Below are 19,140 nucleotides of genomic sequence, written 5' to 3' on the forward strand. Positions count from 1 at the left end.
CCTAGTCAGGTCTTTTTCTCTTATTATTTTACGCCTACTGCATCATAAGCTTTCGTTACAGCTTGTACAGCTTTAGAGTTTTTACCATATAAATCTTCAGCTGACTGAAGTGCTGCTTGACGCATCATCTTAAAGTCAGAGTTTGCAGTTAAATATTTCGTAAGAGCACGGTAATAAATTTTTTCTGTCGCTTCACGGCCTACTCCTGTTACTTTCACGCCGTAATGCTCCCCGCCTTCAGATACTAAGTATGCAGCTTTATTGTTAATGCTACTGTTAATATGAACGCCGCCATTATCAGCTGTTCCAGTGTAGCGTTTATTGTAATGATCTGGGTAACCTTCACCTGGTTTTAATGGGTTTGGAATAGACGCTGGATCTTTCAATGAACGAAGTGCATCACCAGGTTTACCAGGTGTATAAATGTCAGCACCTAAATCCCAGCTCTTCTTCTCAACCATAACACCCATAATATCAGATAACGATTCATTTAACGCACCCGGCTCATTTTTATAAACAAGATTTGCTGTATGCTCAGTGACAGCATGCGTTAATTCGTGACCGATAACATCTAGTCCAGCAGATAATGGAATGAATGTTTTACCATCGCCATCACCATACATCATTTGCACACCGTTCCAAGCTGCGTTATTCCAGCTTTCTCCAACGTGAACAGTAGAAATTAGCTTTGCACCTTTATCATCGAAAGAGTTACGATTAAATGTCTTTTTGTAGTAATCATACACTTTTCCTGCATTTACATGCGCATCAACTGCAGCTTTATCTTCGAAGAACTTAGATTTACTTTCAACTTCTTCTCCTGTATATCCAAGCCATTGCGAGAATAAATTAAACAAGTTTTCATCCATATTTTCTGCGTCAAATGTATGAATACCTTGTCCTCGTTTACCATCAAACAAGTTGAATTGTCCTGTTTTCTCATCTTGAGCAATTTCAAATGATTGTCTAGCACCTAATACTCCGTAACCAAATCCAGTAATGTGATCTACAGCGTTATATTTCTCAATCACATTTCCATTTGTCGCATCAACAAAATAATGCCAATACCCTGGAGCTGGCTTTGAAATCGATGCTTTCACTAAGTATGCAAGATAGTAATTTCCATCTTTTTCATACACATATAAATCTTTTTTCACACCGTCATAATTCTTTACTTTACCAACTTCTTTTTCAATATCTGCCTTTGCAATTGTTTCTGCTTGCTCTGCACTAATCTTTGCAAATGCAGGAATATTTTTATCCTCTAAATTCGGAATAACTTGTCCGAAGAATGCTTTTACATTATTCTCTTTATCTAGTGTAACTGTTTGATCTGAACCGTACACAGGAATGTTATTATGTTTCTCAACTAGCTTCACGTGTGTTGTACCGGATTCAGCATCTTTTTCTTCCCCAACGACATTAAAGTGTTTATCAATATTTCCTGCTAATTTGAACATATCTTTCTTACTCTCTAAATATTGAAAGACCGTTTCTTTTTTATCTAGTCCTTCCGGTGCTTTCCATTCTTCACCTATGTATGCAGGCGTTTTAAATTCTTGATGGTATTGAATTTTTTGTTCTTCCGCTTTCGTTGTCGTTGCTCCAAATGTTCCAAATCCCCCGGCGATAACAGTTAACGCTAATGCTGATGAAATGACTTGCTTTTTCACTATAACATTCCCCATTCCCTAAAGATTTTTGACACTTTTATACAATTCTTATTTTTTTAGCTAATACCTTTTTCCATAATTTGAGAAAGTTTTTTCTGACAATTCCACTCAAAAAAAGAGGACATCCTATCGGACGTCCTCTTTTTTATAAACATTTTATTGCTTTTTCAATTCAATTGCTAAATAGTGTGATTGCTCTTTCGCTTCAATATGAATATCTTCTTCAATCGCTTCTGCCGCATCACGCATAACAAGTGTCTCACCATTGATTACACTACTTCCTTCAATTTGAACAACATACAACTGACGACCTTCTTTCACAGGAAAATGAATTTCTTTTCCTGCTTCTAACGATAAAGAATATAAATTCGCATCTTGATGAATTTGAATTGGAGCCTCTCCTTCTAATGGAGATACCATATGGAACCATTCGTTTTCACGCTTACTCCAATCAAATTTAAATTCACCATAGTTTGGCTTATGATCTGCACGGTCTGGTAAAATCCAAATCTGTAATAAACGTAGTGTTTCATTTCCTAAATTATGCTCACTATGAAATACACCTGTGCCAGCACTCATATATTGAACATGTCCTCGCTCAATTGTTCCGCGGTTCCCCATGCTATCTTCATGTGTTAAAGCACCGTCTACAACATACGAAATGATTTCCATATCGCGGTGTGGATGCATATCAAAGCCAGTTTGCGGTGCTACTAGGTCATCATTAATTACACGTAATGCACCAAAGTTCATGTTATTAGGATTATAATAATTTGCAAAGGAAAAATGAAAATGTGTATTTAACCAACCGTGATTTGCTCTTCCCATATTTTTATGATCAACTTTTCTAAACATACCCTTCACCTCATATTATCTCGAATTCAAGATTTATTTTAAAATTTTTTACTGTAACTTTTTTAGTAATTGTAATAATTGATGTTGTTCTTCTACATTTAAATTTTGAAACTGCTCCGCTTGAAATGTTTCTTGAGGCGGGACGATTTCTTCATATAAAGCTTTTCCCTTTTCAGTTAACGAAATATATTTTGTAGTACCTTCTTGTTCACGACGAATCCACTCGAGTTGCTCCATTTTATTTAAAAGCTGCGTAATATTACCCTTCGTAACAAATAGCTTATTTCCAAGCTCTTGCTGCGTTAAACGATCATGCCCTCCAACTTGAGCTAGTACATCAAACTGCGCGGCAGATACATTCCATTCTTTCAAATGCTGATTCGTCTCACGAATACTTTTATTATAAAAACGTGATAAACGAAACCATAGTAGTAAACCTAGTCTATCTTCTGTTTTCATTTCATCACCTCGCTCGTTTTATACCATTAGTTTAGAACTAAACTTTATAAAAGTCAATTACTTATTTTTAGTAAGAAACAAAGAAAGCACAGCGTCATTTCTCCACTATGCTTTACATTAACTTTCTATTTTTATATTCATCCAGCTTCCTCTCCGCGAACTTTCTCGCATCTTTCTCAATCCATCTATCTTCGTACAATTCACTTCCAACATACAATACATCTCTCTTATGTTGCATCGCATGACGAAATTCATGCAGCAGTGTTTTGAGCACTTGCTCATACTCTTCCCACATACAAACAAAAATTAATTGTTTTTTTTTATGATAAAAACCACCTACCGGAAATAAAAACTCTTCTTCCTCTTCTCCTAGTGATAAAAGCACATGATTCGCATCACACGTATCACAAAAAATAACTGGCGTTTTACATACTTCAATCAGTGAAAATAAATCGTCTCTAAGCCTTTTGACATCCCAAGGAAGCTCCGAATCCAACACATACCAATTCTCCACCTGTTGATATACATTTTGAAACTGGAGTTCCATTTCTCTTTATTCCCCTTTCCAAGCACCCTTTTTCTATATGTATGCCACAATATGGTAAATATTAAACGTATTCTTTCATCCTTGAAAAAATGCCAATCAAAAAGGAATCTATATCGACATAGATTCCTTTTCCGTAATCACTTTTTCATACATATCTTTTACTTTTATTTTTTTAATTTAGTTAGTCTTCGTATCCCACTTAAAGACTTTATTTAAAAATTTATATACATTCTTTGACTCTTTCGTCAGAAGTGGACCTAAGATAGATAGTATAAGCACGTATAGTGCTGAAAATGGCTTCAAGACTGACATTAAACCACCAGCGATACCGATATTGGCCATAATGATGGAGAATTCTCCTCTTGAAACGATTGTTAATCCAATATTTGTTGACGCTTTATGAGATAATCCAGCTTGTCGTCCTGCAATCATCCCTGCTATAAAGTTTCCGATGATTGTAAGAAGGACAGCACCTAACGTTAACCATATCGCTCCGCCCAGTGAGAACGGATCAATGCTTAATCCGAAACTGAAGAAGAAAATAGCTCCGAAAAAATCTCTAAATGGAACAACGAGATGTTCCATTCTGTCACTATGCTCTGTCTCAGAGAAAACTAACCCTAAAAGAAGTGCTCCAATTGCTTCAGCAACGTGAATTGTTTCCGAGAAACCTGCAATAAAGAATAATGAAGCAAATACTACAATAATGAAAATTTCATCCGAACTAATATTGAGCAATTTATTTAATAACGGCGTCGCCTTTCTAGCTACAATAAAGAATAGAAGCATATATCCTAAAGCAATTCCAATTGAAGTAAGGGCACCCAAGAATGAAGCGTGATCCCCTAGAACTAATCCAGAAACGACTGATAAATATACAGCCAGGAATATATCTTCGAACATGATAATTCCTAAAATTAATTCGGTCTCATTATTACCAGTTCTTCTTAAATCCACTAACACCTTTGCAACGATAGCGCTAGAAGAAATCGTAATAATCCCCGCAATAATTAAGATTTCTAGTAAAGGGAATCCCATTATAAATCCGTACAATAACCCAAGTGAAAAGTTAATTAAAATATAGATCGTTCCGCCAATCGCAATAGAACGTCCAGATTTAATTAGTTTTTTCATCGAAAATTCTAGTCCTAGATAGAACAGAAGAAACAGAACGCCAATCCGTCCAAGGAAGGAAATGACACTTGCACTTTCAATAAACTTGAAATCGATCACACCAATTGTCGGCGCGTGTGGCCCCACTAACATTCCAAGAACAATTAGAAACGGAATGACTGAGAATTTAAACTTTCCAGCAATTACTGCCGCAATTGCAACTAATACTAACGCTGTACCCACTTCAAAAATTAACGTATCCATCTAGTCAGTCCCCCTATTCGAAAGTAACTCATTAATAATTTTTTTAATTTCTTCTCTCTCGCCTGAAACTACAAGCATATCGCCTTCCTCAATTACTGTTTCTGGTCCTGGATTAAATAGCTTTTTCATATTCTTTTTCATAACTGCAATAATCGTTACGCTATAGTTTTTTCTTATTTCAAGATCACCAATTGTTTTTCCAATTGCTGGCGCTGCATTCTCTACTTTAAACCACTCAATCGCTAAACCTTCAAAAACCATTTCAACATTTTCTAATGCTCGCGGCTTATATACCATTCCACCTAATATGGCTGCAATTTGTCTTGCCTCTGAGTCACGTAATGAAATACTTGAGATACTTTCTTCATGGTCTGAATCAAAATGATACATTTCTCTACGCCCGTCATCATGAATAACAATCACCATCTTCTCGTTACCTTTCGTAACGATTTGAAATTTATAACCAATACCCGGAAGTTCACTTTCTCTAATATTCATATTTAGCTCCTCCACAAAATTTTTATTTAAATTTTCTGTTTTTCTGTCTTTTATTCATCCAATCAACTTTAGAAACTCTAACCATTCAGGATACCTATGATTTGGAAATCTTTTATTGTAATAATAAGTGGCTCCTAAAAAGATACTTAAAGATGTAATGATAAAAAATATATTACTTCTCATTTTCAAACTCTTAAGGCTTACTTTCCATAAAGTTTCTTCTTTCAAATCATCCCCTCTTTCTCGCTTTACATTTAGTTTTTTAAAATGTAAATAATTCTAAAAATATTATGATGTAACATAATCATAACATAAAATAACTTTAAGTAACATAATTTTTTAGAAAAATTGATTCTCGTATATTTTTTGCATATAATTTTCTTATTACGGAAAAAAGGAAGTGTATTATATGGTTGATATCTTTAGCAGATTCCTTGAGGTAACGAATAATATTTTATGGTCATATATTCTTATTGCAATGCTAATCGGCTTCGGTCTTTATTTCTCTTTTAAATTGAAGTTTGTCCAAATTACTCATTTCGGTGAGATGGTCGGTTTAATTAGTAAAGGATTTAATCGAAAAGAAAAAAAGAAAGATAGTATCTCCCCGTTCCAGGCATTTTGCTTAAGTGCAGCTGCACGTATCGGTATCGGAAACTTAGCTGGTGTAGCATTAGCTATCTCAATGGGCGGACCTGGCGCAGTATTTTGGATGTGGTTTATCGCTATCCTTGGAGCAGCTACTAGTTTCGTAGAATGTACGCTCGCGCAAATTTATAAAGTAAAAGATGGAAGCAGATTCCGTGGTGGCCCAGCATATTATATGGAAAAAGGATTAAACAAACGCTGGATGGGTGTTTGGTTCTCACTTCTTATTACAGTTGCGTACGGATTAATTTTCAACTCTGTACAAGCAAACACAGTAACAATAGCATTTGAAAATGCTTTTGGACTAGAGCGAACGATCGTAGGAGCTCTATTAGCTTTATTAGTTGCAGTTATTATTTTCGGTGGTATTAAGAGCATTTCACGTATTACGGAAATGATTGTTCCGCCAATGGCAATCATTTATATTGGTGTGGCTATTTTTGTTGTTATTAACAACTTTACTATGTTACCAAGCATTTTTATGGAAATATTTAATGGTGCATTCGGCTTAGACCAAGCTATCGCTGGTGGTATTGGAGCAGCAATTAAGTTCGGAATTCAGCGCGGTCTATTCGCAACAGAAGCAGGTATGGGTAGCTCTCCTAACGCAGCCGCAACATCAGATGTATCTCACCCTGTTAAACAAGGACTTGTTCAAGCATTAGGTGTTTTCGTAGACACGTTCTTAGTATGTACATCAACAGCATTTATCGTATTATGTTCGGGCCTTTACAAAGGAACAAACTTACAAGGTATCGAATTAACACAAAATGCATTAAGTTCACAAATCGGACCATGGGCAAGTACTTTCTTAGCAATTATTATTTTCCTATTCGCGTTCAGTTCTTTACTAGGAAACTACTATTATGGTGAAACAAACATCGCATTTATTAAAGAAAGCAAAACATGGTTAATGATTTATCGCGTTGCAGTTGTCGGAATGGTATTCTTCGGATCAATCGCTGCCCTTCAAACAGTTTGGAGCTTAGCTGATTTATTCATGGGACTAATGGTATTGACAAACTTAATTGCCATCTCATTCCTAAGCAAATTCGCCTATGCAGCATTAGTAGACTATATGAAGCAAAAGAAACAAGGAAAAGATCCTGTTTTCATTGCAAGCTCTATCCCTGGCTTACAAAATACAGAGTGCTGGGATGGACAGGATGTAGAAGAAAAACAGAAGGCTGTGTAACAAATAAAAGCGGAAGCGGCTTGCTCAGAATGTGAGGGGGATGGAGCTTTTGACGTAGAGGCGCTCTTTGCCTCGCAGGAAAAAGCGAAGCCACCGAACATTCTAGCCGCTGAAGCTGGATATCACCTAAAAGCGGAAGCAGCTCGTTTAGAACAACAGCTATATATCAAACAAAATCCCTATTACTTCAACGTAATAGGGATTTTTATGTACAACAGTTCATAATTTGTTCAAATTAATTCCAACAAAAGGGTTGATTTATACGAATTACTACATTATAATTATTATAAATTAGTAATTGATATCACATAACAACTCAAAAGGAGATTGATCATAATGAACAAACAAGTAATCGAAGTATTAAACAAACAAGTAGCAGACTGGAGCGTTTTATTCACAAAATTACACAACTTCCATTGGTACGTAAAAGGACCTCAATTCTTCACATTACATGAGAAATTCGAAGAACTTTACACAGAATCAGCTACTCACATCGATGAAATTGCAGAACGTATTTTAGCAATTGGCGGCAAACCAGTAGCAACAATGAAAGAATACTTAGAAATATCTTCTATTCAAGAAGCAGCATACGGAGAAACTGCAGAAGGGATGGTCGAAGCAATCATGAAAGACTACGAAATGATGCTAGTCGAACTGAAAAAAGGCATGGAAATCGCTCAAGACTCTGATGACGAAATGACATCTGACCTACTACTAGGCATCTACACAGAACTAGAAAAACACGCTTGGATGCTACGCGCATTCTTGAATCAATAATAATTAAAAGCGGAAGCGGCTTGCTCAGAATCGCAGGGCACTTCAAGCTCTCGACCTTGAAGCGCTTTTTGCTTCGAGCGAGAGAGCGAAATGACCGGAGATTCTAGCCGCTGGAGCTGGATATTATTTTAAAGCGGAAGCGGCTCGTTCAGAGTCGCTTTTTTCTATGAAATGGTCGCTTTTGTTGGTACATGAAATTTATATCAGCGATTTTCTAATTATATCGGCGATTCCATCCAATATATCAGCGATTTTCCCAATATATCGACTTACCGACAAATCACGACAATATGAGCACCTCCCCATCCCCCACTTTCATCAATATATTACAATCTCTTTTATGCTAAAATATAGGTAACACCCTTTAGTAAAATAGATCCAAAAAAGCTTTTCCATATTCATCATTTACTACTTAAATGGCGGGAGTGGTTCAGTTGAAAGACTACTTAATTAGAGCATTTTTTGCGTTAATAACAGTTGGGATTGTCTTACTTATAGCTAATATTTTCAATATACGTATCGAGGTTAAAGACTATGCTTTCCTCGTTGTAGTAGCAATTGGTGGCGGCTGGGGTGGCTGGTACTTGTATAAAAAACAAAGTAATCAAAATGATAAAGGCATTCCAAAGTAATACGGAATGCCTTCTTTTATTGCCGTCTATAATAAATAATAAAATTCAAACCGCTAATACAACCAATCGCAATAAACATACAAAACGATTGTGGATCTCCACTTAAATTATACTCATCAACGATAAACCCAATCATAAACAACGTAATCGCAGAAACACCGATACACAATATCGAAATAAACCAAAGCGAAAATTCATTAATTCGCTCTTTCTTCTGTGTTGAAATAATTAGCATAACAAGAATAGATGCTGCTAAAATACATTTAAAAACCGGCCTTAAAAATACGAACTCCTCCATTTATTTCTCCTTTTCCCAAAACATTACACCTTAACATTAACATATTTAACCAAATTAAAAACACATGCCTTTTCAAGATAAAATGACATGTGTTTCCAAAAATATCTATACAATTGTATTATGATAACTGCTTCCACTTCGTTCCTAAAACAGGACGCTCGTAATTTTGTATCTTATGAATGAGTGCATCTGCCGTCTCAGCGGCAACGATTAACTCTTTATTCGATGGATTCATAAATCCTTCTTCCGCTGCGCGTTCAACCATTTGCAAAATTGGTCCATAAAAATCTTTTATGTTCAATAAACCAACTGGCTTATTATGTATACCAATTTGTGACCAACATACTGCTTCAAATAGCTCTTCAAACGTTCCATATCCGCCTGGCAGTGCGATGAAAGCATCCGCAAGCTCTGCCATTTTCGCTTTACGTTCATGCATCGTTTCTACTTCAATTAATTCTGTTAACCCTGTATGAACGATCTCTCCTCGGAATAGACCGCGCGGCATAACACCTGTTACACGGCCACCTAAGCGAAGAACTTCGTTTGCTACTTCTCCCATTAATCCGACGCAAGAACCACCGTATACAAGCTCATAATCGTTCTCAACAAACATTTTCCCTAATTCAATTGCCTGCTCTTTAAATTCTGGTCTCTCCCCTAAGTTGGAACCTGCAAACACACAAATCTTTCTCATCCTTACACCCCGAAACTATATATTGTTATGATACAATTGTCATTGTACAACATATTGAAGGGATGAGAAAGAAATGGATATCGTCGCATTTCAAAGATGGGTGGAGGAATTTTACGAAAAACGAAGCTGGTCACAGTATAATGCTTTTATTCGCTTAAATTTCTTAACAGAGGAAGTTGGGGAAGTTTCACGCGTCGTTCGCGCAATTGAAATCGGTCGCGATCGTCCTGATGAAGACGCGAAAACAGAAGAAGAGCTAAAACAAGAACTAAAAGAAGAACTTGGTGATGTACTATCTAACCTTATTATTCTTTCGCAAAAATATGATTTAGACTTACAAGACATTATGGACGCACACGTCACAAAGCTTTCGAAAAGGTTCGAGACATCCAAATGAGAACATTATCAATTATGGTATAATATTCTTGTCACAATACTAAGGGGGATTTTATGTTATCTAAAAAATTGCACGACGCACTAAACGATCAAATGAACTTTGAATTTTACTCTGCCCACGCTTATATGGCAATGGCTGCTTACTGTACGGCGGAGAGCTATGATGGATTCGCTAACTTTTTCCTTGTACAAGCTGAAGAAGAACGTTTCCACGCAATGAAGCTTTACAACTACATTAATGACCGCGGTGAGCGCGCTATTATTACTGGATTTGATAATCCGAATAACGAATATGAATCTGTACTGAATGCTTTTGAAGTGGCACTTGAGCACGAGCGTGAAGTAACGAAACGTATTTACAACTTATCTGATATCGCTTGGGATGAGCGTGAACACGCAACAATTACATTCTTAAAATGGTTCGTCGATGAGCAAGTAGAAGAAGAAGCTTCATTCGATAGCATCATCCAAAAATTAAAACGTATTACAAGCGATTCAAACGCATTATTTATGCTAGATGCTGAATTAGAGAAACGTACATTTACGCCTCCAGCTGAGTAGTATTTCAATCACCTTAATGAATGGATTAAGGTGATTTTTTATTTTCTCTCTAGCTTAAAATCACCTTAAATTTCCTCGTATTTGACATAGTGCCCACCACAAAATGGTATTATTTTCTATATAAAATAATATACGAGGAGAGAAAAAATGAATCAACGTTTAGAAGTTGTTGATGCCATACGTGGTTTCGCATTATTTGGTATTTTACTTGTTAATATGACATTAATTCAATTCGGTTTCTTTGCTAATGAAAAACCAACCTATATATTTGGCGAATTCGATAAGGGTGCTAATTGGTTTATTCAATTTTTCGGTACACAAAATTTCATTTCTTTATTCTCTTTTTTATTTGGTCTTAGCATTATTTTGTTACAAAAAAGTATTGTCGCAAAAGGAAAAAAGTTTTCCACTACCTATTTACGTCGTATCCTTATTCTTTTACTACTAGGTTTTATTCACGGCGCTCTCATTTGGTCTGGAGATATTTTATTTTCATATGGACTCATCGGGATTTTCTTACTGATGTTTATAAACAGAAAGCCAAAAACATTATTAATTTGGACAACTATTCTACTCGCACTCCTTACACTTATGACTTATTCAACTGAACCAAATACAAATATTACTGATTTTGCTCCTTATATTGAAAAAGAACATAAAATTCATGAAACTGGAAGCTATATGGACCATGTCAAATTTAGGTTAACTGAAAATCCTTTCGAATATATAGGCATTGACGGTTTCTTTGGATTAACCTTTATAACACTTTTTACACTCATTTTCCTATCTCCACTCTTCTTAATCGGTATGTACGTAGGAAAAAAGGGGTGGTTATTTGAAATTGATAAACATATCTCTGCTGTCAAAAAGATCTGGCTTCTTACTGGTATTTTCTCGTTTACAATCAAAATTTTAGCTATGTTCGTCAAACATCCTATTTTACTTATGTTACAAGACGGTCTTACACCAGTAACCATGACCTTCTTTTACGGAAGCACAATTATTTTATTATTCCATTACAAAAAAGCAACCCGTCTACTAACATACATGGCCAATATGGGAAAAATGTCGGTTAGTAATTACTTAGCCCAGTCCATTATCGCAACAACAATTTTTTATGCATACGGTTTTGGCTTATTCGGAAAAATAGGATATTTCTTCGGTATTCTTTTAACGATTGTAATCTATACAATTCAATTATTTGCTAGCACATATTGGCTGCGGAAATACCGAATGGGGCCTATTGAATATATATGGAGGCTTGGAACTTATTTGGAGAAACCACGTTTTAAAAGAAACTTAGATAAAGCAAGCTAAACGAAAAAAAACAATGAGCCCATACGCTCATTGCTTTTCTTATTCTTAAAGCATAACCCCAACGATAACCGCTGATAATATACTTACTAATGTTGCACCGTATACAAGTTTTAAGCCGAATGATGATACAACGTTTGCTTGTTTGCCATCGATACTCTTCGTTGCACCTGCGATAATTCCAATAGATGAGAAGTTCGCAAATGATACAAGGAAGATAGATAAAATACCTACTGTACGAGCTGATAAATCACCAGCTACTTTACCAAGGTCAAGCATTGCAACGAATTCGTTCGTTACTAATTTCGTTGCCATAATTTGTCCTGCTGTTAGCATCTCTGATGTTGGGATACCCATTACGAATGCTAATGGTGAGAAAATGTATCCTAAAATGCTTTGGAATGTGATTCCGAAAATTGAATCGAACACACCATTAATTGCTGTAATTAATGCTACGAAACCAATTAACATCGCCGCTACTGTTACAGCGATAGAGAAACCAAGCATAATATATTCGCCTAACATTTCAAAGAATGTTTGCTTTTTATCTTCTTGTAATTCTAAAATGTCGTCTTCTTCTTTCACGTCATATGGATTAATAATATGAACGATAATGAATCCACTAAATAAGTTTAATACAAGTGCTGTTACTACATATTTTGGATCAATCATTTTCATGTAAGAACCGACGATTGACATCGATACTGTTGACATGGAAGATGCACAAAGTGTGTATAAACGATTTTTCGGTAATTTGCTTAATTGATCTTTTACTGTAATGAATACTTCCCCTTGACCAACAATCGCAGCTGCTACTGCATTATATGATTCTAGTTTTCCTAAACCGTTCACTTTACTTAATAGGAAACCGACTGCACGAATGATAATCGGTAAAATTTTAATATGTTGTAAGATCCCAATTAATACTGCTAAGAAAATAATTGGTAATAATACTGTTAAGAAGAATGGTGCTTGTCCATCATTTGCTAGACCACCAAATACGAAATTAACCCCTGCTTCCGCAAATTTTAAAATAGCGCCAAACCCATCTGCAATTCCTTTTACTAATACAAATCCGACCTTTGTATTTAGTAAGAAATATGCAAGTACCAATTGAATGACAAGCATAAGTGCAATTGGTTTATATTTAATTTTCTTACGATCTGAACTGATAAGGAAACCTAGTACAAATACTACAAGTAAACCGACTAGAAACATTACTATTTTCATATGTGAATCCTCCACTTCTCCCACGAGTTATTGGTCGTATAACGAATGACGTCTGACCATTGATGTTAAAAAAATTTAAAACCCCTAAATACTATTCAACTGCTATCTAAAATCAGTAAGCGTTTACATAAATTGCAATTTATTAAAGGTAGCCTCTTCTCTCCTACCATACTTGAAAGTCTGAAATTGATACCACCTACAAATCAAATTGTAAGCGTTATCTAACTGAAAAGCAATATAAATTTAAAAAGATTTTTATATGTTAATATATTCCTAATTAATTGGTTTTTCTATGCAAATTTACCATAAAAAAACAGCCCTAACTATGAGCTAGGACCATCTTTTTTATAACATAACACCAACGATAATCGCTGATAAAATACTTACTAATGTCGCACCGTACACAAGGCGTAGACCGAATGATGATACAACATTTGATTGATTTTCATCGATACCTTTCGTTGCCCCTGCAATAATGCCGATAGATGAGAAGTTCGCAAATGATACAAGGAACACAGAAAGAATTCCAACTGTACGAGTTGATAAATCACCCGCTACTTTTCCAAGATCAAGCATCGCAACAAATTCGTTTGATACTAACTTCGTTGCCATAATTTGTCCTGCTGTTACCATCTCTGCTTGCGGGATACCCATTACGAATGCTAATGGTGAGAAAATATATCCCAAAATAGCTTGGAATGTAATACCGAACATGGAATCAAACAAGCTATTAATTGCTGTAATTAATGCTACGAAACCAAGTAACATCGCTGCTACTGTAATCGCGATTGTAAAACCAAGCATAATGTACTCGCTCAGCATTTCAAAGAATGACTGTTTTTTCTTATTTTCTAATTTCAGTGTATCTTCTTCTTCTGTAATATCGTACGGGTTAATAATATGAATAATAATGAAACCACTAAATAAATTTAATACAAGTGCTGTTACTACATATTTTGGTTCGATCATTTTCATGTAAGAACCGACGATTGACATCGATACTGTCGACATAGAAGATGCACATAATGTATATAAACGGTGTTTTGGGATTTTACTTAATTGATCTTTTACTGTAATAAATACTTCCGCTTGCCCAACAATGGCAGCTGCTACTGCGTTATATGATTCTAATTTTCCTAGACCATTTACTTTACTTAACAAAGTACCAATAGCACGAATAAATATCGGTAAAATTTTAAAGTGTTGCAGAATTCCAATTAAAACGGCAAAGAATACGATTGGTAATAACGCTGTTAAGAAGAATGAAACCTCTCCTTTATTAACAAGGCCACCAAATACGAAAACGATTCCAGCTTCTGCATATCCAAGAAGCGCGCCAAATCCATCTAAAATTCCTTTTACTAAAATATAACCAACTTGTGTATTTAATAAGAAATAAGATAATGCTAGCTGAATAATAAGCATAATTGCAATTGGTTTATACTTAATCTTCTTTCGATCGGAGCTTATAAGAAAACCGAGTACAAATACAACGAGTAATCCTACAAGAAACATAACAAACTTCATTAATAAAATCCTCCATTTAACTCTTCATTAACGTTGAACGTCTGACCACTAAAACAAGAAATAACCCGAACTTTCCATTTCCCCTCCAAAATCTTCAATCAGATAGGAAAAATCATAAAACCTCTTGTTTCAAAGGCATTTTCCATTCTAACATAAATCACAACTCATATCCGCACTTTTCTTTAAAAAATTACATTTTATTATAAAACATCCATTAATGTTCGTCTTTTACCTCTTGCAAATAACTGGATAAAACAAAAAATGAGCATCAAGTTTCACTTGATGCCCTTTTCATTATACCGCTTTTTCTTTATCTGCTACTTGCTCTTCCCAGCACTCTGTATTTTTCAGGCCTGGAATTGAATTCGCATAGAAGACTGGATCTTTTCCTTGTTTCTTTTGCTTTACGTAATCTGATAACGCTGCAAAAGCATACTTAGAAAGGAATACGATTGCAACTAAGTTAATAACAGCCATAATACCCATGAATAGATCTGCTAAATCCCAAACAATTTGAATTGTTGCGACAGACCCTAACATAACCATACCAAGTACAGCAATGCGGTAAGCTGTTAATAGCACTTTACTTCCATTTAAGAATTCAATATTCGTTTCACCATAGTAGTAGTTACCTACTAATGAGCTGAATGCAAACAAGAAGATTGCAACTGCTACAAATATAGATGCCCATGGTCCGATATGTTGACTTAATGCTTGTTGCGTTAATTGAATACCATTTAAATCAGCTGCATTGTGCACATCTGATAAAAGAATGATAAATGCTGTACAACTACAAATTAATAATGTATCTGTAAATACCCCTAAAGTTTGAATGAAACCTTGTTTAACTGGGTGCGTTACGTTTGCAGTCGCAGCTGCGTTCGGCGCACTACCCATACCTGCTTCATTTGAGAATAATCCGCGTTTTACCCCTAATAAAATCGCAGCACCTAATCCTCCACCTACTACTTCTTTAATTCCGAAAGCATGTAAGAAAATTTCTTTAAATACATACGGAATTGCCGTAATGTTTGTTACAACAACGAATAATGCTACTGCTACATAAATAATCGCCATTACTGGAACGATCATTTCAACCGCGCGAGCAATTCGTTTTACTCCGCCGAAAATAATAACTGCAAGTAGACCAGCCATTACAAGACCTACTAATCTACTATCTGTTTTGAATGCCCCGTCAAAAGCAGCTGCTACAGTATTAGATTGTACAGCGTTAAAAATTAATCCGAAACTTACTGTTATTAATACAGAGAAAATAGCTCCAAGCCAACGCTTATTTAAACCCTTTTCCATATAATACGCTGGACCACCACGGAACGTATCCCCATCTTTCACTTTATAAATTTGCGCTAATGTGCTCTCGACAAATGCAGAAGCACCCCCAATTACCGCGATTAACCACATCCAAAATACTGCTCCTGGACCACCTGCTGAAATTGCAATAGCTACACCAGCTAAGTTACCAGTACCTACACGAGAAGCTGTACTCATACAAAAAGCCTGGAACGATGATACACCACTCTTCTCTTTTTGTGCTTTCCTCGTTTTCGAACTCGCCCCATCCCCAAGCAATCGAATCATTTCACCGAAGTAACGAACTTGGACAAATTTCACACGAAATGAAAAGTAAAGTCCTAACCCAATTAACATCGCAATAATGATATATGACCAAAGGACATTATTTATATCCCCAATTACCTTAGCTAAAAAATCCATAATTGCATTGCCCCCTCTTCCTAACAATAAGAAAATTATATTCTAAAAACTCTTAGTAATCAAGAACTTTATGTTAGGTTTTCTGACATAAGAAAGTTAACTTACTTAACACATGTGTTTTTTTACGCAAAATTATAACTAGTACGCGCATTTATCCAATACTAAATCACTCATCCTATGTGACCAGCCATACCTTTAAGACAGTACGTTCCCTACAAATAATATGAGAAATGAACAAACAAAAATTATATTAACAATTACCTCTCACCCTTTTCATCCTTTACTACAACAAAAAAAGGCGAGCATCGAATTCAACTCGATGCTCGCCTTTTCATTTACACTGCTTTTTCTTTATCCGTTACCGCTGACTTATCCCAACACTCTGTATTCGTTAAACCAGGAATAGAATCTGCACGGAAGACTGGATCTTTTCCTTGTTTCTTTTGCCTTACATAGTCTGCCAATGCCGCATACGCAAATCGGCCAAGAAGTGTAATCGCAATTAAGTTTGTGATTACCATTAGACCCATAAATAAGTCTGCCATATTCCATACAACTTGAAGCGTCGCAACAGAACCGAATAATACCATTCCCACTACCGCAAGACGGTAAATTGTTAACCACGTTTTACTTTGTTTAATGAATTCAATATTCGTTTCACCATAATAGTAGTTTCCTAAAAGTGAACTAAATGCAAATAAGAAAATAATAATCGCTAAGAAGCTACTTGCCCACGGGCCAATTTGTGAGCTTAACGCATTTTGTGTTAATTCAATCCCTTCTAAATTCGTTGCTTTATATGCACCAGAACATAGTACGATAAATGCTGTTGATGTACATACTAAGAATGTATCTACTAATACGCCAATTGTTTGAATAAAACCTTGTTTTGCTGGATGCGTTACATCAGCTGTTGCTGCCGCGTTCGGCGCACTACCCATACCTGCTTCGTTCGCAAATAATCCGCGCTGAATACCATATTTCATCGCAGCACCGATACCGCCACCTACAGCTGAATCTAAGCCGAATGCACCTTTAAAGATTTCTGTAAACACATCTGGTATTAAATAGAAGTTTTTAATGACAACGAAAATAGCTACCGCAATATAAATAAGCGCCATTGGCGGAACAATCATTTCCGACATACGTGCGATACTTTTTACACCACCAAAAATAATAACTGCAACTAATACAGCTAATACAATACCAACAATATAACGTTCTAAACCAAATGCATTTTTAAACGCTAATGTAACTGTATTTGCTTGTACTGAGTTGAAAATTAAACCGTAACTAACTGTAATAAGGATAGAAAACCAAATTCCCATCCAACGTTTATTTAAACCTTTTTCCATATAATAAGCAGGACCACCACGGAAGCCACTGCCATCTTTTACTTTATAAATTTGGGCAAGCGTACTTTCTACAAAACTTGAAGACGCCCCAATAATCGCAATAACCCACATCCAAAATACTGCTCCAGGTCCTCCCATAGAAATCGCTAAAGCTACACCGGCTAAGTTCCCGATTCCAATACGAGCTGCTGAACTCATACAAAATGCTTGGAAAGAAGATACACTACCTTTTTTACGTGTCTTTCCAGTTAATCCATCACTCATTAATCGAACCATTTCCCCTAAATGAGTGATTTGTACAAATTTCAATTTAATAGAAAAATAAAGACCTAAACCAATTAACATTGCAATAAGAATATATGACCAAAGAATTGTATTTGTTAATGAAATAAATTGCTCTAAAATATTCATACAATTAACCCCCTCCTTTTCTCCATAAAACGAATTATATTTAAAAAACATTCAAAAATCAACATTTTTCGACAATTTGCAATTTCCAAATATTAGACAGGATCGCAGTAACAATATCGTTATGACTACCCTCCCTCTAACTGTGCATACTAAAACAAAAAATAATTCACAAACAACCCTATTGACAAAAACACCAACCTGTAACTATAATGATTACAACAGGTTGTAACAAACCTAATTACAACACATTCATTCACTTTCAGATATACACTTTAACAAAACACTTTGGAGGGATTTATTATGAAAATCGGAATTATCGGAGCAACTGGTAAAGCAGGAAGTCGTATTTTAAAAGAAGCATTGGATCGCGGACATGAAGTAACTGCAATCGTAAGAAACGCTGCAAAAATTACAGAAGACAATGTAAAAGTTTTAGAGAAAGATGTATTCTCTCTTACATCTAACGACTTACAAGCATTCGACGTAGTTGTAAATGCATTCGGTGCTCCAGCAGGCGAAGAACACCTTCACGTAGATGCAGGAAACGTACTTATTGAAGCGATGAAAGGTGCACCAAATACAAAATTACTTGTAGTTGGCGGCGCTGGAAGCTTATTTGTAGACGAAGAGAAAACAACACGTGTATTTGAAACGCCAGGTTTCCCGAAAGAATACCTTGCAACAGCTCAAAACCAAGGTAAAAACTTAGAAATTCTGCAACAAACTAACGATATTACTTGGACATTCATCAGCCCTTCTGCACTATTCGCATTAGGAAAACGCACTGGTTCTTATACAGCTGGTAAAGACAACCTTCTTGTGAACGCAAAAGGTGATAGCTACGTAAGTTACGAAGACTTCGCAGTAGCAGCACTTGATGAAATCGAAAATCCAAAACACGTAAACGAACGCTTCACAGTTGTTTCTGAAGCTGAATAATAAAGAAAAGCTCGTAA

Annotated in this window: 19 protein-coding genes; 7 read left to right on the plus strand and 12 right to left on the minus strand. The window is 35.7% G+C overall.

Going from position 1 to position 19,140, the window contains the following annotated elements:
* Positions 1-23: 23 nt before the first annotated feature.
* The 6 genes from nprB to BGI23_RS24525 all read right to left on the minus strand — a co-directional run bounded on the left by nprB (position 24) and on the right by BGI23_RS24525 (position 5,409).
* A complete protein-coding gene (gene nprB, locus BGI23_RS24500; RefSeq protein ID WP_000745134.1) occupies positions 24-1,673 on the minus strand; it encodes a neutral protease NprB in 1,650 nt (549 codons plus the stop codon).
* Positions 1,674-1,829: 156 nt separating this feature from the next.
* Positions 1,830-2,528 carry a pirin family protein gene (locus tag BGI23_RS24505; protein ID WP_000488941.1) on the minus strand — a complete coding sequence of 233 codons (699 nt, stop codon included), beginning with the start codon at positions 2,526-2,528 and terminating at the stop codon, positions 1,830-1,832.
* Positions 2,529-2,576: 48 nt separating this feature from the next.
* Positions 2,577-2,987 (minus strand): MarR family winged helix-turn-helix transcriptional regulator, encoded by a 411-nt coding sequence (locus BGI23_RS24510; RefSeq protein WP_000845456.1) that lies wholly within the window; start codon positions 2,985-2,987, stop codon positions 2,577-2,579.
* Positions 2,988-3,099: 112 nt separating this feature from the next.
* Positions 3,100-3,534: a DUF3920 family protein gene (locus BGI23_RS24515; protein WP_000422827.1), complete on the minus strand. Its 435-nt coding sequence runs from the start codon at positions 3,532-3,534 to the stop codon at positions 3,100-3,102.
* 177 nt (positions 3,535-3,711) lie between these two features.
* Positions 3,712-4,911 carry a cation:proton antiporter gene (locus BGI23_RS24520; protein WP_070807116.1) on the minus strand — a complete coding sequence of 400 codons (1,200 nt, stop codon included), beginning with the start codon at positions 4,909-4,911 and terminating at the stop codon, positions 3,712-3,714.
* Positions 4,912-5,409, minus strand: a complete 498-nt coding sequence (locus tag BGI23_RS24525; protein ID WP_001026067.1) for a cation:proton antiporter regulatory subunit — start codon at positions 5,407-5,409, stop codon at positions 4,912-4,914.
* A 409-nt stretch (positions 5,410-5,818) separates the two neighbouring features.
* Between BGI23_RS24525 and BGI23_RS24535 the strand changes: the two genes are divergently transcribed.
* From BGI23_RS24535 to BGI23_RS24545, 3 genes are all read left to right on the plus strand, one after another.
* Positions 5,819-7,252, plus strand: coding sequence for an alanine/glycine:cation symporter family protein (locus BGI23_RS24535; RefSeq protein ID WP_000227569.1), 1,434 nt, complete (start codon positions 5,819-5,821; stop codon positions 7,250-7,252).
* A gap of 336 nt (positions 7,253-7,588) precedes the next feature.
* Positions 7,589-8,029, plus strand: a complete 441-nt coding sequence (locus tag BGI23_RS24540; protein ID WP_001041889.1) for a Dps family protein — start codon at positions 7,589-7,591, stop codon at positions 8,027-8,029.
* A 434-nt stretch (positions 8,030-8,463) separates the two neighbouring features.
* On the plus strand, positions 8,464-8,661 hold the full coding sequence (locus BGI23_RS24545) for a hypothetical protein (protein WP_000656322.1): 198 nt from the start codon (positions 8,464-8,466) through the stop codon (positions 8,659-8,661).
* A gap of 16 nt (positions 8,662-8,677) precedes the next feature.
* On the opposite strand, the gene BGI23_RS24550 is transcribed toward BGI23_RS24545, so the two are convergent.
* Together BGI23_RS24550 and BGI23_RS24555 are read right to left on the minus strand one after the other, a co-directional pair.
* Positions 8,678-8,959 carry a hypothetical protein gene (locus tag BGI23_RS24550; RefSeq protein ID WP_000390888.1) on the minus strand — a complete coding sequence of 94 codons (282 nt, stop codon included), beginning with the start codon at positions 8,957-8,959 and terminating at the stop codon, positions 8,678-8,680.
* 118 nt (positions 8,960-9,077) lie between these two features.
* Positions 9,078-9,656, minus strand: coding sequence for an LOG family protein (locus BGI23_RS24555; protein ID WP_001225735.1), 579 nt, complete (start codon positions 9,654-9,656; stop codon positions 9,078-9,080).
* A 73-nt stretch (positions 9,657-9,729) separates the two neighbouring features.
* On the opposite strand from BGI23_RS24555, the gene BGI23_RS24560 reads away from it, so the two are divergent.
* The 3 genes from BGI23_RS24560 (at position 9,730) to BGI23_RS24570 (ending at position 11,930) form a co-directional block, all read left to right on the plus strand.
* Positions 9,730-10,053, plus strand: coding sequence for a MazG nucleotide pyrophosphohydrolase domain-containing protein (locus BGI23_RS24560; RefSeq protein ID WP_000355748.1), 324 nt, complete (start codon positions 9,730-9,732; stop codon positions 10,051-10,053).
* A 53-nt stretch (positions 10,054-10,106) separates the two neighbouring features.
* On the plus strand, positions 10,107-10,613 hold the full coding sequence (locus tag BGI23_RS24565; protein WP_000949392.1) for a ferritin: 507 nt from the start codon (positions 10,107-10,109) through the stop codon (positions 10,611-10,613).
* Between the two features lie 147 nt (positions 10,614-10,760).
* Positions 10,761-11,930 (plus strand): DUF418 domain-containing protein, encoded by a 1,170-nt coding sequence (locus tag BGI23_RS24570; protein ID WP_070807117.1) that lies wholly within the window; start codon positions 10,761-10,763, stop codon positions 11,928-11,930.
* 45 nt (positions 11,931-11,975) lie between these two features.
* On the opposite strand, the gene BGI23_RS24575 is transcribed toward BGI23_RS24570, so the two are convergent.
* The 4 genes from BGI23_RS24575 to BGI23_RS24590 form a co-directional block, all read right to left on the minus strand.
* Positions 11,976-13,157 (minus strand): NupC/NupG family nucleoside CNT transporter, encoded by a 1,182-nt coding sequence (locus BGI23_RS24575; RefSeq protein WP_000706846.1) that lies wholly within the window; start codon positions 13,155-13,157, stop codon positions 11,976-11,978.
* A 345-nt stretch (positions 13,158-13,502) separates the two neighbouring features.
* Positions 13,503-14,684 carry a NupC/NupG family nucleoside CNT transporter gene (locus tag BGI23_RS24580; RefSeq protein ID WP_070807118.1) on the minus strand — a complete coding sequence of 394 codons (1,182 nt, stop codon included), beginning with the start codon at positions 14,682-14,684 and terminating at the stop codon, positions 13,503-13,505.
* 294 nt (positions 14,685-14,978) lie between these two features.
* Positions 14,979-16,418 (minus strand): alanine/glycine:cation symporter family protein, encoded by a 1,440-nt coding sequence (locus tag BGI23_RS24585; protein ID WP_070807119.1) that lies wholly within the window; start codon positions 16,416-16,418, stop codon positions 14,979-14,981.
* A gap of 335 nt (positions 16,419-16,753) precedes the next feature.
* Positions 16,754-18,184, minus strand: coding sequence for an alanine/glycine:cation symporter family protein (locus BGI23_RS24590; protein WP_070807120.1), 1,431 nt, complete (start codon positions 18,182-18,184; stop codon positions 16,754-16,756).
* 300 nt (positions 18,185-18,484) lie between these two features.
* Here BGI23_RS24590 and BGI23_RS24595 point away from each other — a divergent pair, with 300 nt between their 5' ends.
* On the plus strand, positions 18,485-19,123 hold the full coding sequence (locus BGI23_RS24595) for an NAD(P)-dependent oxidoreductase (RefSeq protein ID WP_070807121.1): 639 nt from the start codon (positions 18,485-18,487) through the stop codon (positions 19,121-19,123).
* Positions 19,124-19,140: the final 17 nt, after the last annotated feature.

It is taken from the genome of Bacillus sp. ABP14, from assembly GCF_001831375.1.
In the GTDB taxonomy this organism is placed as follows: domain Bacteria; phylum Bacillota; class Bacilli; order Bacillales; family Bacillaceae_G; genus Bacillus_A; species Bacillus_A paranthracis.